Source organism: Algoriphagus limi (assembly GCF_024919275.1).
GTDB lineage: Bacteria > Bacteroidota > Bacteroidia > Cytophagales > Cyclobacteriaceae > Algoriphagus > Algoriphagus limi.
In genome coordinates, this window is the sequence record NZ_JANWGH010000001.1 from 1005930 (window position 1) to 1020847 (window position 14918).

Genomic DNA, 14918 nt, shown 5'->3' on the forward strand with positions numbered 1-14918 from the left:
CATGACAACGAAAAAATCAAATAAATCTCTTTACTACCTCCTGGGAGTTGTTGGATTAATTATCCTATTCGCAATTATTGGAAAATCTGCAGGTTGGATTGGGGGAGAAAAAGTAACCCAAGTTCAAACAGCGAAAGTTTCCAAAACAAAAATCATTGAAAAGGTTTCTGCATCCGGAGAAATTCAACCTGAAATTGAAGTAAATCTTAGCCCTGACGTAGCTGGTGAAATCATCGAATTGAATGTTGAGGAAGGTGATTCTGTAGAGGTTGGTAAACTGTTAGTGAAGATTCGACCTGACAACTTTATATCAGCTTTGGATCGTGCCCGTGCAAACTTGAATCAGCAAGAAGCTAACTTAGCTCAGGCTAGAGCAAGCCTTCAAAGAGCAGAAGCTCAATTCACTCAAAGCGAATTGAATTACAAGCGTCAGAAGGTACTTTATGAACAAAAGGCTATTTCTGATGCAGATTTTGAGCAAGCTGAAGCTTCCTATATTTCTGCACAAAAGGATTTAGAAGCTGCTAAGCAAAATGTGGTAGCTGCAGAATTTATTGTAAAAAGTTCACAGGCGACAGTTAACGAGGCAGCTGAAAACCTTCGACTAACCAATGTTTATTCTCCTGTTTCCGGTATCGTATCCAACCTACTGGTTGAAAAAGGGGAACGTGTGGTAGGAACTCAGCAAATGGCGGGTACTGAAATGTTGACTATTGCAGACCTTTCCTTGATGGAGGTTCGGGTAGATGTGAATGAAAACGACATCGTTCGTCTTAGCAAAGGAGATACTACTATCATCGATGTAGATGCATACTCCTACTCTGGTAAGAAGTTCAAAGGAGTTGTTACCAGCATCGCTAATACTGCCAATACGAAAGCTTCTGCTGATGCTGTTACGGAATTTAAGGTGAAAATCAGAATCCTTAACTCTTCTTATGAGGACTTGGTAAAAGAAGGAAACAGATATCCTTTCCGTCCGGGAATGACAGCTTCCGTTGAAATCATCACTACCGAAAAATCAGATGTACTTTCTATTCCTCTTTCCTCTGTAACGACGAGAGAAAATGAAGTAGACACCTTAGAAGGTGGAACAACCACACAATTGAAGGAATTGGTATTCGTAGTAGAAAATGGAAGTGCAGCGATGCGTCAAATCAAAACCGGAATTTCTGATTATCAGAATATCGAAGTTTTGGAAGGTTTGAAAGAAGGTGAAGAAGTAATTTCAGGTCCTTATTTCATCGTAAGTAAAGAGCTAAAAGACGGTGATAAAATCGAAGTTACAAAAGCTCCTGAAGGTGTACCTGGCAACTAATTTAAGAAGCCATATTTCGAGCCCTGAAATCAAATTCAGGGCTTTTTTTTGATCTTTAAATTAATTCACAAAGTGAACTATTTACCATTACATTCAATTTTTAGACTATACGCAAGCTTTGTTTTCAGAATAATTACCAATGGAATCTTCAACAGCAACTAAAGGCACTCACACACAGACTTTTCCAGTGACGGGTATGACCTGTGCTGCATGCGCCTCTAGTGTGGAAACTATTTTATCCTACACAGATGGAGTCAAATCTGCATCCGTAAATTTTGCCAACAATACCGTCCAAGTAGAATATGAGGATGGAATTACTCCTCAAGCATTAAATGACGCCCTTCAAGACGTAGGATATGGGTTGATTATTTCTGATAAAAGTATTCAGGAGAGTGTAGAAGAAGAGCAGGAAAGGCATTACCAAGAAGTAAAAAAGCAAACCATTGGAGCTGCAATTTTGACTATTCCTGTTTTTGTATTGGGAATGTTCTTTATGGACTGGACACCAGGAAGATGGATAAGTTTGGTTTTGACTATTCCTGTTCTATTCTATTTTGGACAGCACTTTTTTATCAATGCCTGGAAAAAAGCAAAAAACAGAAAAGCCAATATGGATACCTTAGTGGCTTTATCAACAGGAATTGCCTTTTTATTCAGTGCATTCAATACAATTTTTCCCCAATTTCTAATTCAACAAGGGATAGAGCCGCATGTCTATTTTGAAGCGGCTACTGTTATTATCACCTTTATATCATTTGGAAAATTACTGGAGGAAAAAGCTAAATCAAGCACATCCTCCTCTCTTAAAAAATTGATAGGACTTCAACCCAAAACCTTAACGAGAATCGGGGATGAAAAAAATGAAGAAATCCCGATAGAAGAGGTTCAATTAGGAGACAGAATTTTGGTAAAACCTGGTGAAAAAATCCCTGTTGACGGTAAAGTAATCAGTGGTTCCTCTTTTGTGGATGAAAGCATGATTTCAGGCGAACCTATCCCCGTTCAAAAAGAGACCGGGGAAAAATTATTTGCCGGCACTATCAATCAACAAGGAAGCCTTCAGATGCAAGCTACTGCAGTGGGAGCTTCCACGATTTTAGCTCAAATCATCCAACGAGTACAAGAGGCTCAAGGCAGTAAGGCTCCTGTCCAAAAATTGGTCGATAAGATTGCAGGAATTTTTGTCCCAACTGTCATTCTTATATCAATTTCCACTTTTGCGATTTGGATGATGGTAGGATCCGAAAATGGACTTACCCATGCCCTACTTGCCTCTATTGCGGTGTTAGTGATTGCTTGTCCATGTGCTCTAGGCTTGGCAACGCCTACAGCTGTGATGGTAGGAATGGGAAAAGGTGCTGAAAACAATATTTTGATTCGGGATGCTGAAAGCCTAGAGCTGGCCCAAAAAATAGATACCATCATTCTCGACAAAACAGGGACAATCACAGAAGGAAAACCCAAGGTTGAGAATATCCTATGGAGTGATGATTTGGATAATGATGAAATTCAAAAATTATCAGCCAATCTTCTGGGTATAGAATCCCAATCAGAACACCCACTTGCAAAAGCTATTTGCTTGGAACTTGAACAAAAAAGTCATAAGACTAATGCTCCCAATCACTTTGAGAGCGTTACGGGGAAAGGAGTTGAAGCGAGCTATAAGGATGATTCCTATTTTGTTGGAAATCAAAAGCTACTTGAAGAGAATCAGATTGATATTCCCCAAGCCTTCCAAGTTTTTGCTGAAGAAAGAGCCAACCAAGGAAAAACGCTCGTCTTTTTCGCTCAAAAAAATAAGGCTCTTGCCATTATTTCAATCTCCGACCAAATAAAAGAAGGTTCAAAAGAAGCTATAAAATCCCTTCAGGATTCAGGAATTGAGGTTCACATGCTTACTGGTGACCAAAAAAATGCAGCACTTCACATCGCAAAAGAAGCAGGGATCCAACATATAAAAGCAGGCGTTTTGCCTTCTGAAAAAGGCAATTATGTAAAAACTCTTCAAGAGCAAGGAAAAATAGTTGCCATGGTTGGAGATGGAATTAATGATTCAGAGGCATTAGCTATGGCTGACGTAAGTATTGCTATGGGGCATGGTTCAGATATAGCAATGGATGTCGCCAAAATTACCCTGATCACATCCGATCTCCGCAAAATCCCACAAGCAATACGACTTTCGAAATTGACTGTTAGGGGAATCAAACAAAACCTATTTTGGGCTTTTATTTACAATGTAATTGGAATTCCGATAGCAGCTGGGGTTCTCTATCCTATCAATGGATTTCTATTGGATCCCATGATTGCAGGAGCGGCAATGGCATTTAGTTCAGTATCGGTAGTAAGCAACAGTCTCTTGCTTAAAAGAAAAAGAATCTAAACCAAAACCGGAAAGAGTCCTAAATCCTGTTAAAATTCAGTAATTTTTGTAGCCCTTAGCTAGTTTGAGCTGTCTAGTTCCTGACTTAATTTTCAATTAAATCCTAATCAAATGAAAAATTCTATCGTCACCCTATTTTTGGTATTTGCTTTTTCTGTCTTGGCTTTTGGACAAGAAAACAATGCCATCCCGCTTATTGAAGTGCAGGGAAATGCCTCTCGAAAAATCGCTCCAGATCAGGCTTCTTTTAACATTTATCTTTCAGAAAAAGCTATGAATGTGGCTACTGCGACAAGTGTATTGAACACCAAAACGGAAAGCCTAGCAAGTGCTTTGAAAAAAGCCAAAATCAAAGATTACAAACTGATTGCGGATAATTTTTCTGTAAATATCAACCGGGTTCAGAGAGGGAATAATTGGGTTGACAGTGGCTATGTTGCTCGTCAAAATCTACAAATTGTGACCACAAGTCAAACAGAAGAACTTCAGAAAATAGTAGAAGCAATCCAATCTGCTGGCGATATGGTTTTCAATCTTCAATTTACGGTTTCAGATGAGCAGCAGAAAGCTATTGAAAAGACCCTGATTACAGAAGCTCTATTAGATGCTCAAAATCAAGCTCAATTGATAGCGGAAACATTGGGAATCCGTAGTATTCGAGTTCATCATGTTACTTTTGAAGGAGGATTTATGCCTGTAGCAAAATTCAGGGTGAATGCAGAAGCTGCCGATGCTCCTTTAATTGCCCCAGATGGACAGGAAATCAGCAAACGAGTTTTTGTCAAATACACATACTAAAAACAAAAAAGGTACTGGGTTTTAATATCCCAGTACCTTTAGCATGCTTTCCTCTGTTTGATCATCTGCAAACAATCGATGGGTCACTTTTCCATTTTCATCCCGATCGATCAACACATGTTTAGGAGCAGGAATCAGACAATGCTGAATTCCTCCATATCCTCCCAATGATTCTTGATAAGCCCCAGTATGGAAGAATCCGATGTATTGAGGTTTTCCCTCCTTAATTTTTGGCAGGTAAATATTGAACTGGTGTGCTTCTGAGTTATAATAATCCATGCTATCACAAGTCAAACCACCCAGTGAAATATTGTGGTATTCCTCATCCCAATTGTTGACAGCAAGCATTATGTATTTTTGATTGAGTCCCCAACTATCCGGTAGTTGAGTAATGAACGAACCATCAATCATATACCAAAGCTCTTTGTCATTTTGAAGTTTTTGATTCAAAACTGAATAGAGCACGGCTCCACTTTCTCCTACTGTGTAGCTTCCAAATTCAGTAAAAATATTTGGTTCCTTCGTATTGTTTTTAGCACACATCCACTTAATGTTTTTCACGATTTGCTCTGCCATATATTGGTAATCGTAATCGAAAAACACGTTTGTCTTGATTGGACAACCACCTCCAATATCCATTGTGTCTAATGTCGGCGCGATCTTCTTCAAATCCACATACTTCTGAATAAAACGGGTCAATTCTGACCAATAATAAGCGGTATCCCGAATGCCTGAATTGATGAAAAAATGCAACATTTTCAGGCTCACCAAAGGATGGTCTTTAATTTTCTCCTCATAAAGTTTGATGATATCTGCATAGCGAACACCAAGTCTAGAGGTATAAAAACCGAATTTTGGTTCTTCGTCTGCAGCGATTCGAATCCCAACCTGGAAAGGCACCTTGACATGCTCTAGGTAATAATCGATTTCACTCAGATTATCTAGGATAGGAATACAGTTTTTGAACCCATCATTTAGCAATTCGGTAATGTATTGAAGATATTTTTCACGCTTAAAGCCATTACAAACGATGTAAGTGTCTTTTGTGATTTTACCTTTTTCAAAAAGCGTACGAACCAAAGGAATATCAAAAGTAGAGGAGGTTTCAATATGAATGTCATTTTTCAAAGCCTCATCTAGCACAAAGCTGAAGTGAGAAGACTTAGTACAATAGCAATATGTATATTTCCCTTGATAATCATGGGTTTTCATTGCATTGTGAAAATAGGTCTTCGCATTTTGGATATTCTCCGAAATCTTAGGTAAGTAAGTAAGCTTCAGAGGAGTACCATAGGTTTTAATGATATCCATCAAATTAACCCCATTGAAAAAAAGCTCATTATTCTCAACATGAAACTCTTTAGTGGGAAAGTCAAAAGTTTGTTGGATCAGATCGATGTATCTATTCATGGGGCAATTGCTTTTGGATTACAAGGTCGCAAAATTTGAACAATAAGATGGATTTTCAAACCAATCGGATGGAATATCTAATCAGAAATCGCTAATGACTTTCAATTTAAAAATCATTTGCCGGAATTACGGGTAAGAATAGCTTTAAAGAAATTATTCAGGCTGGATTCCTAGACCAATTTGAGTACTTTTGCAAGCTGAATGTAAACCCGAACTACTAATTCATGAGAAATATCAAGCTAGTAGAAGTAAGATCAGAAATCGCAGCAGGAACCCGCGGAGCAAGCTTGGGAATTGATGCATTGAAAATCGCTTCGCTTGACAAGAAATCCGACTTTTTCACCAAGTTTGATCCTATAAATGTTCCAGATGCGAATAATTACCTCTGGAAAGGAAATAAGTTTCCGCACGCCAAATACATCGATGGGGTTTACCAGGTTTTGAAAAACGTTTACAGCACTATTGAATCCCTTCGACTAGAAAAAATCTTTCCTATTGTATTGGCGGGAGATCACAGTACCGCGGCAGGTACCATCATGGGTATCAAGGCAGCAGATCCTGAAAAACGCCTGGGTGTGATTTGGATTGACGCACATGCCGATCTTCACACGCCCTACACCACTCCTTCTAGCAATATGCACGGTATGCCTTTGGCAATGACCGCTCAGCTTGATAATAGAGACTGCCAGGTCAATGAACCAACGGAAGAAACGATCCATTTCTGGGAAAGAATCAAGAGAATCGGTGGAGACTTCCCGAAAATTGATCCCCAAGACATCGTATTTATTTCAGTTAGAGATACCGAAAAACCCGAAGATTACTTAATCGACAAATATGGAATCCGAAATTTCAAAACAGAGGAAGTTAGGAAGTTAGGAATCCAAAAAGTGGCAGAGCAAACTCTTGAGATTCTAAAAGACTGCGATCAAATCTATATCTCTTTTGACGTGGACAGTTTGGATTCTTCCATTTCAGTAGGAACAGGAACTCCGGTGCCAAATGGGTTAACGGTAGAAGAGGCTATCACCTTAAATGCTGAATTGATCAAAGATAAGCGTGTTTGTTGTTGGGAAATCGTAGAGGTAAACCCAACTTTGGACACTGAAAACACGATGGCAGAAAACGCCTTTGAAATCCTTGAAATTACCACCAATTCCTTGGTTGAACATTTTTAATTCCCCCACCTTTGTGTTAGAAAATTAAAACCATGACCATACAAGAAAACATCCTTAAAGGAATCCAAGAGGCTTTCCAATCCCTTTTCGATCATTCGGTGGACTTGGAGCAACTATCCTTGGCTCCTACTCGAAAGGAATTTGAAGGCACATACACCTTTGTGGTGTTTCCTTATTTGAAGGTTTCCAAAACCTCTCCAGAAAATACTGCTAAGCAAATTGGAGATTATTTGGTAGCCAATGTTGATCAGGTAGCTGATTTCAATGTGGTCAAAGGCTTTTTGAACCTAGTTCTCAATCAGCGATCTTGGTTGGATATTTTTAGCAAAATCTATCAAAAGCCTCATTGGGGTCAATTGCCTTCCAATGGACAAAAGGTTATGGTGGAGTATTCTTCCCCTAATACCAATAAGCCCCTACACCTCGGGCACCTTCGAAATAATTTCTTGGGCTATTCAGTTGCTGAGATCCTAAAGGCGAATGGTTATGAGGTTATCAAAGCTAATTTAGTAAATGATCGAGGGATCCATATCTGTAAGTCCATGGTGGCATATCTTCATTTTGGAAATGGAGAAACTCCCGAATCTTCAGGATTGAAAGGAGATCATTTGGCCGGTAAATATTATGTCATTTTTGACAAGGAATACAAAAAACAAATTGAACAGCTGAAGGATGAGGGACAGACTGAGGAGGAGGCGAAAAAGAATGCGCCAATTCTACTAGAAGCTCAGGAAATGCTTCGAAAATGGGAAGCCGGAGATAAGGAGGTTGTTGCCCTTTGGAAGCAAATGAACGAGTGGGTATATGCTGGATTTGATGAAACCTACCGAAAAATGGGGGTTGATTTTGATAAATTCTACTATGAATCAGACACCTATTTACTAGGAAAAGATATCGTCGAAGAAGGACTGAAAAAAGGCGTTTTCTTCAAAAAGGAAAATGGATCCGTTTGGGTCGATTTGACGGCTGAAGGATTGGATGAAAAGCTGGTTCTTCGTGGAGATGGAACTTCCGTTTACATCACCCAAGATATGGGGACGGCTGATTTGAAATACAAGGATTTCCATATCGATAAATCTGTGTATGTAGTTGGAAACGAACAGGATTATCACTTCGACGTCCTTTTCAAAATCATGCAAAAGCTTGGTAGACCTTATGGACCAGGCTTATATCACCTCTCCTATGGCATGGTCGATCTTCCAACTGGAAAAATGAAATCCAGAGAAGGAACAGTTGTAGATGCTGATGACTTAATCCAAGAAATGGTTGAAACAGCTGAAAGGCATACCAAAGAACTAGGAAAAATTGAAGGTTTTTCAGAAAAACAAGCCGCTGAGTTATATGAAATCTTAGGTCTTGGAGCCTTGAAATATTTCCTTTTGAAGGTAGATCCTAAAAAACGAATGCTTTTCAATCCTCAGGAATCTATTGAATTCCAGGGATTCACCGGTCCATTTGTTCAATACTCTCATGCACGTATTGCCTCAATTCTTCGCAAGGCAGATCAAATTGGAGTAGAGTATAAAAACTTGGATTTCTCAAGCATCAAAAATGTAGAGGATTCGGAAAGCAGTTTGATTTTCTTATTGAATGATTTTGAGAAAAAAATTAAAATAGCCGGAGAGGAATATTCACCTTCTGTTATTGCCCAATATTTGTTTGATTTGGCTAAAGAATACAACAGATTCTATGCAGACCTCCCGATTTTCAGTGAGGAAAATCCGAATGTAGTAGCATTTAGAGTTGCACTTTCTCAGCTCACTGCTCAAACAATCAAAAAAGGGATGAGTTTGCTAGGTATACAAGTACCCGAAAGAATGTAATTATGAAGAAATTATCCATCATCCTATTTAGTGTATTACTAATTGCCTGTGGCAAAACGCTTGAGCGTCCCGAGCACATTCAGGCAAGTATGATTCCTGTAAGTTCAAATACCATGGAAAGCGAATTCTATAATTTCAAAATGAAAGACTTGGACGGAAATGAAGTTGACTTCAACCAGTTCAAAGGAAAAAAAGTATTGATCGTAAATGTGGCCTCCAAGTGCGGTTATACACCACAATATGCAGCCCTTCAGGAATTGCATGAGAATTATGGAGACAAAATCCAAATCCTCGCCTTCCCTGCAAATAATTTTGGTGGTCAGGAGCCAGGTTCTAATGAGGAAATCAAAGAATTCTGTACTGCTAATTATGGGGTAACTTTCCCGGTATTTGAAAAAATTTCCGTGAAAGGATTCGATAAGCATCCGCTTTACAGATGGTTATCAGATGAAAAACTAAATGGATGGAACAGTCAGGAGCCAACTTGGAATTTCTGCAAGTACTACATCAACGAAAATGGAGAATTGATGAAGTTTTTCCCCTCTGCTGTAGCTCCTTTGGACGAGGAAATCTTGGCACTAGTTGAAGCTTAAGCATTTCTCTTAGTGAAAAAAACAATTACTAATAAAAAAGAGGCCTGGCTGCACGCAGTCAGGCTTCGTACTTTACCCCTAGCACTTGCTAGCATTTTTGCAGGATCTATAGTTGCTGCTTTTGAGGGCATATTTCGATGGGAAATCTTTGTTCTTGCATCACTGACTACCATTTTTTTACAGATCCTTTCCAACCTATCCAATGATTATGGAGACAGCGTTCACGGTGCCGATTCTGAGGATCGCTCAGGACCAGTGAGAGCTGTTCAATCCGGAGTAATTACACTAGCAGAAATGAAAAAAGCTATGTATTTATTCGGAATGCTTTCTTTTATTTCTGGGATAAGTTTGGTCTACCTTGCCCTGAATGATTGGCTACTTTTTTCTCTATTTATGGTTTTGGGACTATTGGCAATTTGGGCTGCTATCTCTTACACATCAGGCTCAAATCCATATGGTTACGTTGGGTTAGGAGATATTTCGGTATTTATATTTTTCGGAATTTTGGGAGTAGTAGGCACCTATTTTTTACATGGTTTACAATTTCATTGGGAAGTCCTTCTAATTGGAGGCTCTTTGGGATGCTTCAGTACAGCTGTATTAAACATCAATAATATTCGAGATATAGAATCCGATGAAAAAGCAGGAAAACGATCTATACCTGTTCGAATTGGGAGAAATGCAGCAGTGCTATACAATTGGATTTTGATCTTTGGTGGCTATCTCTTTTTAGTCGGATATGCTCTTCTGATTCAATCTTCCAAACCACTTTTTGCATTTGTCGCTTTACCCCTAATGTTTCTTATCGGCCTTGGTGTACAAAAAGCAAAAGATGCACATTCCACAGATCCTTTCCTTAAAAAAATGGCTTTGAGCACTTTGCTTTGGGTGATTCTATTTGGAATCGGGCTTTTACTTTTTTGAAACCTGACCAAAGTCCTTTTTTCCTCTAATTTTTATGCTAATTTGGCATAATACATTAACAAACCATGCCATGACCAAAGTACTTGTACCTTATGATTTTTCGGAAGAGGCACAAAATGCCCTTGATTTCACCACTGCCTTAGCCAGTAGACTCGATAATGTTCAGATAGAAGTATTACACGTTTTGGAGGTTCCGAGCAATACAGGCTTTGGAACCATGGGCGGAGGGGAAATGATGCCTGAAATCGAAAATCAAATATTTTTCGTGGAGCTAGCAGAGCGAAGAAAGCAACAAATGGAGGAATTAGCTGAATCTCATCGCGGTAAAAACTATTCCCTAAAAACCAAAATCGAGTTGGGAAATGCCTTCAAAGGCATCACCAAATCTATTTTAAATGAGAATCCTGATTTAGTTGTAATGGGCTCCAAAGGCTCCTCTGGCTTAGAAGAGGTTTTGATCGGTTCGAATACTGAAAAGATTGTTCGAACTGCTAAGTGTCCCGTGGTAACCATCAAAACAGCAGTAAACCCTAAGGATCTCAAAAAGATTGTTTTTGCAAGTGATTTCCGTCAAAATTCAGCAGAAATAGCGGCTAGATTAAAAAGACTTCAACATCTTTTTGATGCTGAGGTTTATCTGGTGATTATAAATACTCCTAGCAATTTTGAAGAGACCCGAGAATCTCTATCCCGTATCAAACGATTTGTGAAAGAGTTTGATTTGAAAAATGTGAAAGCGGAAATTTATAATTCAACTTCCGAAGAGTCCGGAATCATCCAATTTGCAGAAGATATTGATGCAGATTTAATTGCAATGGCTACAAATGGTCGTACAGGTTTCCTTCATCTAATCACCGGTAGTATTGCTGAAGATGTCGTCAATCATGCTAAGAGGCCGGTCTGGACACTAAGAGTTGAATAATCACTTATCATCACCAAGAAAGCCTGCAAATCCGCAGGCTTTTTTAATTTTACAGCATGGGTAGAAAAAACAACGATTGGAAAAAAAGAGATGGGGTGGTTTACTCTACTTCCTCGGACTTTGAATATAATTACGATTCTGAAGAAAGTGCTGAAACCTTACCTCCTGCGCAGCAAAACCTGAAGGTAATGCTGGACAAAAAAGCCCGAGGTGGAAAACAAGTGACGCTAGTGAGTGGATTTGTAGGTACAGAAGATGATCTGAAGGATCTTGGAAAGCTCTTAAAATCGAAATGCGGTGTGGGTGGATCTGCAAAAGATGGAGAAATTTTGATTCAAGGCGACCATCGTGATAAAATCCTTCAAATTCTTTTAAATGAAGGATATAAAGCCAAAAAATCCGGAGGATAAATGAAGGGCTATTGGTGGTTTCAAACGCAACTATATCCAATGTTGCCCTACCTCATTTATCAGGCAAAAACAGTTCGTAAAAACAATCCTCTCCCGCCAGCCAATAGCAATCATTTAATCCTTGGAAATTCTCAAAAGCGAATCCTTATCCTTGGAGAATCAACGGCAGCTGGAATGGGTGCTTCTCAACCTGAAACAACCTTAGCAGGAAATATTTTCAGACTTTTTCAGGAAAAATATCAAGTCATTAATCTTGGTAAAAATGGACTTCGGGCAAAAGAGTTGATCCCGACATTTAAAGAAGATTTGGAAATAAACCCTTCCAAGGTTGAAGGGGTATTTTTATTTATTGGAGCTAATGACTGCTTTCGACTCACTAAACCTTTGAATTATAAATCAGAACTTGAAAATATCATTTCTTGGTTGAAGAAGAATTTTTCTCCGAATTGGATTTATTTATCCGCAATACCTCCTGTTCATATTTTTCCTGCATTTACACCCCAATTAAAATATTTCCTTTTGAGACAGCGAAAGTTCCTTTCCTCAGAAATGGAGCAAATAGCGTCGCAAGATTCCAATGTTATATATCAGGAAATCAGGTTCGATTTAACCCCAGAATTTTTCGCTGATGATGGTATCCATCCATCTGACAAGGGGTATCAAGGTATTGCTCAATTTGCCTTTGATGGAATAAAAAGATGGTCAAAAAGATCTAAAGAAGATATTTTTTAATTTTCCATTCCGATAACCTTTCAGAAAATGAGATACGCCTTTTGGACAATTATCCTGTTTCAGCTCCTTTTCATTGCTTGTTCAAGTCCAACAGAAACTTCCACACTCCTTTTTGATAATGCTGCCAGAAACCGAGTAGACAGTACTTTAAATGCTTTTGTGCAAGCTGGAAAAGTGGCTGGTATTTCTGCTTTGATTTATGAAAAGGGAGAAGAAAGATATTTTCAGGCTTTTGGCTATGCTGATCGTGAGCAACAAAAACCTATGACTCGTGAAACCATGGTTCAGATTTATTCCATGACAAAACCGATTACTGGGACAGCATTAATGAAGCTTTATGAAAGGGGAATATTTGAACTGGATGATCCGCTTGAAAAACATCTGCCCGAATTCTCTAACATGAAGGTGTATCAAGGGGTGGATGAAAATGGAGAAATGATACTTTCTGAAGCAGATCGATCAATTACAGTTAGGGATATCACAAGACATACTGCAGGCTTTCCTAACAGGGATAATATTCCCGGTTTGAGTGAAGTCATGAGAGAAAAAGATGCTCGGAATTATAACAACACATTGGCGAGCATGGCAGAAAAAATCGGGAGCACTCCCCTATGGTTTCAGCCGGGAACCCAATGGGAATATGGTTTATGCGTGGATGTTCAGGCCTATTTGGTAGAAAAGCTTTCAGGAATGCCCTATGGAGAATTCTTACAAAAGGAAGTTTTGGATCCGCTCGAGATGAATGAAACCATGTATTTCGTCCCAGAGGAATATCGGGATCGAATGGCCGCTGTTTACGAAAGGCAAACTGATGGAACATTGGCACGCCAAAATGATTCTATCGCTTATCGATTCAGCTATAATCATTGGCCATTAACCCCCGGAGGATTTGGATTGAGTAGTACCATCGATGATTACCTGAAATTTACCAAAATGCTATTGAATGAAGGAAAGCATGGAGATCAAATAATACTTGAGCCTTCCACGGTTGAATTAATGCGGACAAATCACCTTCCAGATTCAATAAAGGAAAGATCTTGGTTACCACATCGAGGACAGGTCGGTTTTGGGATTGATTTTGCAGTACGAATTGCACCGCCTCAAGATGCACAGGAAAATCAAGGGAACGTAGGAGAATTCTTTTGGGACGGGGCTTTGAGTACTCTTTTCTTTATTGATCCGGAGAATGAGTTGATTGCCATCATGTTTGTCCAACTTACCCCCTACGATGGTATTGGCCTTCACAAAGCATTCCGAGATGCGGTTTACGGTCCTTGGAAACCCGCCGCTAATTAAATTCTAAAACCTTCTACAAGATTTGCATGTTACGATGCTGTAGTTAACTTTGTCGGAACGAATGAACGCTCAGGCTAAAAATATCGCCATTTTTTGCTCACATCACCATCAGGTGCATGTGCACCATTTCCATCATTCCTCTTGAGGAGGAATAAGATTACACCCAAGCCGGTGACGTCACAATCCAGGATTGGACTTTTCACCAAAAATCATTCATCAAGTTTATTTCTTAGCGTAATTTAGACTCATGGAAAAAATAATCCGTATCGCTGTCCAAAAAAGCGGACGTTTATCCGATGATTCTTTGAAATTGATCAAAGAATGCGGGATCAAATTTTATAATGGAACAGGAAAGCTAAAATCAACCTCTACGAATTTTCCTATTGAATTTTTGTTTCTCCGAGACGATGATATACCTGGCTATGTAGCTGATGGTGTAGCTGATCTCGGAATTGTGGGAGAAAACGAATTGGTCGAAAAAGACAAAAAAGTAAAAACCCTCAAAAAACTTGGCTTCTCAAAATGTCGCCTATCACTAGCTATTCCAAAAGGTCAAACCTATTCCGGCCTATCTTATTTTGAAGGAAAAAATATAGCGACATCCTACCCAAAGATTTTGGGAGATTACCTTGAAAAAGAGGGAATCAATGCTGAAATCCATGAAATCAGTGGATCTGTAGAAATCGCACCTAGTATTGGTTTGGCTGAAGGAATCTGTGACATCGTCAGCTCGGGATCAACCTTGATGATGAACGGGCTCAAGGAAGTGGAAGAAATCTTTACCTCAGAAGCAGTCCTCATTGCCAATGAAAACCTAGAAAATTGGAAACAGGAGATTGTTGAAAAACTCTTATTCCGAATCAATGCCGTACAGAAGGGAAAAAGCAACAAATACGTCCTTTTAAACGCCCCAAATCATGCCTTAGATAAAATCATAAACTTGATCCCAGGGATGCGTAGCCCTACCATTTTGCCTTTGGCTCAAGAAGGTTGGTCTTCTGTTCATTCAGTTTTGAATGAGGATCAGTTTTGGGAAAATATAGAGGAATTACGGGCAGCAGGTGCTGAAGGCATCTTGGTGGTTCCAATTGAAAAAATGGTGATATAAATTCAAATAAACTCCAACGTAAAAAATTGACG

Annotated in this window: 13 protein-coding genes; 12 read left to right on the forward strand and 1 reads right to left on the reverse strand. The window is 39.1% G+C overall.

The window, feature by feature from the left end:
- The first annotated feature begins 1 nt into the window (after position 1).
- The 3 genes from NY014_RS04440 to NY014_RS04450 all read left to right on the forward strand — a co-directional run bounded on the left by NY014_RS04440 (position 2) and on the right by NY014_RS04450 (position 4493).
- Entirely contained in the window at positions 2 to 1315 is a 1314-nt protein-coding gene (locus tag NY014_RS04440) for an efflux RND transporter periplasmic adaptor subunit (protein WP_259413334.1), read from the forward strand.
- A gap of 139 nt (positions 1316 to 1454) precedes the next feature.
- The gene (locus NY014_RS04445; RefSeq protein ID WP_259413335.1) at positions 1455 to 3695 is read left to right on the forward strand and encodes a heavy metal translocating P-type ATPase; all 2241 of its coding nucleotides are present in this window, start codon (positions 1455 to 1457) and stop codon (positions 3693 to 3695) included.
- A gap of 111 nt (positions 3696 to 3806) precedes the next feature.
- Positions 3807 to 4493, forward strand: a complete 687-nt coding sequence (locus tag NY014_RS04450) for an SIMPL domain-containing protein (RefSeq protein ID WP_259413336.1) — start codon at positions 3807 to 3809, stop codon at positions 4491 to 4493.
- A 21-nt stretch (positions 4494 to 4514) separates the two neighbouring features.
- Here NY014_RS04450 and NY014_RS04455 read toward each other — a convergent pair whose 3' ends face one another.
- Positions 4515 to 5903, reverse strand: a complete 1389-nt coding sequence (locus NY014_RS04455) for an arginine decarboxylase (protein ID WP_259413337.1) — start codon at positions 5901 to 5903, stop codon at positions 4515 to 4517.
- Between the two features lie 224 nt (positions 5904 to 6127).
- On the opposite strand from NY014_RS04455, the gene rocF reads away from it, so the two are divergent.
- The 9 genes from rocF to hisG all read left to right on the forward strand — a co-directional run bounded on the left by rocF (position 6128) and on the right by hisG (position 14886).
- Complete coding sequence (gene rocF, locus NY014_RS04460) at positions 6128 to 7078, forward strand: arginase (RefSeq protein ID WP_259413338.1); 951 nt, start codon at positions 6128 to 6130, stop codon at positions 7076 to 7078.
- 32 nt (positions 7079 to 7110) lie between these two features.
- A complete protein-coding gene (argS, locus tag NY014_RS04465) occupies positions 7111 to 8901 on the forward strand; it encodes an arginine--tRNA ligase (protein ID WP_259413339.1) in 1791 nt (596 codons plus the stop codon).
- A gap of 113 nt (positions 8902 to 9014) precedes the next feature.
- Positions 9015 to 9494: a glutathione peroxidase gene (locus tag NY014_RS04470; RefSeq protein WP_435520616.1), complete on the forward strand. Its 480-nt coding sequence runs from the start codon at positions 9015 to 9017 to the stop codon at positions 9492 to 9494.
- 12 nt (positions 9495 to 9506) lie between these two features.
- A complete protein-coding gene (locus NY014_RS04475; protein ID WP_259413341.1) occupies positions 9507 to 10418 on the forward strand; it encodes a 1,4-dihydroxy-2-naphthoate polyprenyltransferase in 912 nt (303 codons plus the stop codon).
- 70 nt (positions 10419 to 10488) lie between these two features.
- A complete protein-coding gene (locus NY014_RS04480; RefSeq protein ID WP_259413342.1) occupies positions 10489 to 11340 on the forward strand; it encodes a universal stress protein in 852 nt (283 codons plus the stop codon).
- A 56-nt stretch (positions 11341 to 11396) separates the two neighbouring features.
- Positions 11397 to 11750, forward strand: a complete 354-nt coding sequence (locus tag NY014_RS04485) for a translation initiation factor (RefSeq protein WP_259413343.1) — start codon at positions 11397 to 11399, stop codon at positions 11748 to 11750.
- Positions 11751 to 12482, forward strand: a complete 732-nt coding sequence (locus tag NY014_RS04490; protein WP_259413344.1) for an SGNH/GDSL hydrolase family protein — start codon at positions 11751 to 11753, stop codon at positions 12480 to 12482.
- A gap of 27 nt (positions 12483 to 12509) precedes the next feature.
- Positions 12510 to 13778 (forward strand): serine hydrolase domain-containing protein, encoded by a 1269-nt coding sequence (locus tag NY014_RS04495; protein WP_259413345.1) that lies wholly within the window; start codon positions 12510 to 12512, stop codon positions 13776 to 13778.
- 247 nt (positions 13779 to 14025) lie between these two features.
- On the forward strand, positions 14026 to 14886 hold the full coding sequence (hisG, locus tag NY014_RS04500; protein WP_259413346.1) for an ATP phosphoribosyltransferase: 861 nt from the start codon (positions 14026 to 14028) through the stop codon (positions 14884 to 14886).
- Positions 14887 to 14918: the final 32 nt, after the last annotated feature.

Bases quoted from the DNA above. Each gene is read 5' to 3' on its own strand.
- NY014_RS04440 (WP_259413334.1), top strand. From the start codon at position 2: ATGACAACGAAAAAATCAAATAAATCTCTTTACTACCTCCTGGGAGTT.
- NY014_RS04445 (WP_259413335.1), top strand. From the start codon at position 1,455: ATGGAATCTTCAACAGCAACTAAAGGCACTCACACACAGACTTTTCCA.
- NY014_RS04450 (WP_259413336.1), top strand. From the start codon at position 3,807: ATGAAAAATTCTATCGTCACCCTATTTTTGGTATTTGCTTTTTCTGTC.
- NY014_RS04455 (WP_259413337.1), bottom strand. From the start codon at position 5,903: ATGAATAGATACATCGATCTGATCCAACAAACTTTTGACTTTCCCACT.
- rocF (WP_259413338.1), top strand. From the start codon at position 6,128: ATGAGAAATATCAAGCTAGTAGAAGTAAGATCAGAAATCGCAGCAGGA.
- argS (WP_259413339.1), top strand. From the start codon at position 7,111: ATGACCATACAAGAAAACATCCTTAAAGGAATCCAAGAGGCTTTCCAA.
- NY014_RS04470 (WP_435520616.1), top strand. From the start codon at position 9,015: ATGGAAAGCGAATTCTATAATTTCAAAATGAAAGACTTGGACGGAAAT.
- NY014_RS04480 (WP_259413342.1), top strand. From the start codon at position 10,489: ATGACCAAAGTACTTGTACCTTATGATTTTTCGGAAGAGGCACAAAAT.
- NY014_RS04485 (WP_259413343.1), top strand. From the start codon at position 11,397: ATGGGTAGAAAAAACAACGATTGGAAAAAAAGAGATGGGGTGGTTTAC.
- NY014_RS04490 (WP_259413344.1), top strand. From the start codon at position 11,751: ATGAAGGGCTATTGGTGGTTTCAAACGCAACTATATCCAATGTTGCCC.
- NY014_RS04495 (WP_259413345.1), top strand. From the start codon at position 12,510: ATGAGATACGCCTTTTGGACAATTATCCTGTTTCAGCTCCTTTTCATT.
- hisG (WP_259413346.1), top strand. From the start codon at position 14,026: ATGGAAAAAATAATCCGTATCGCTGTCCAAAAAAGCGGACGTTTATCC.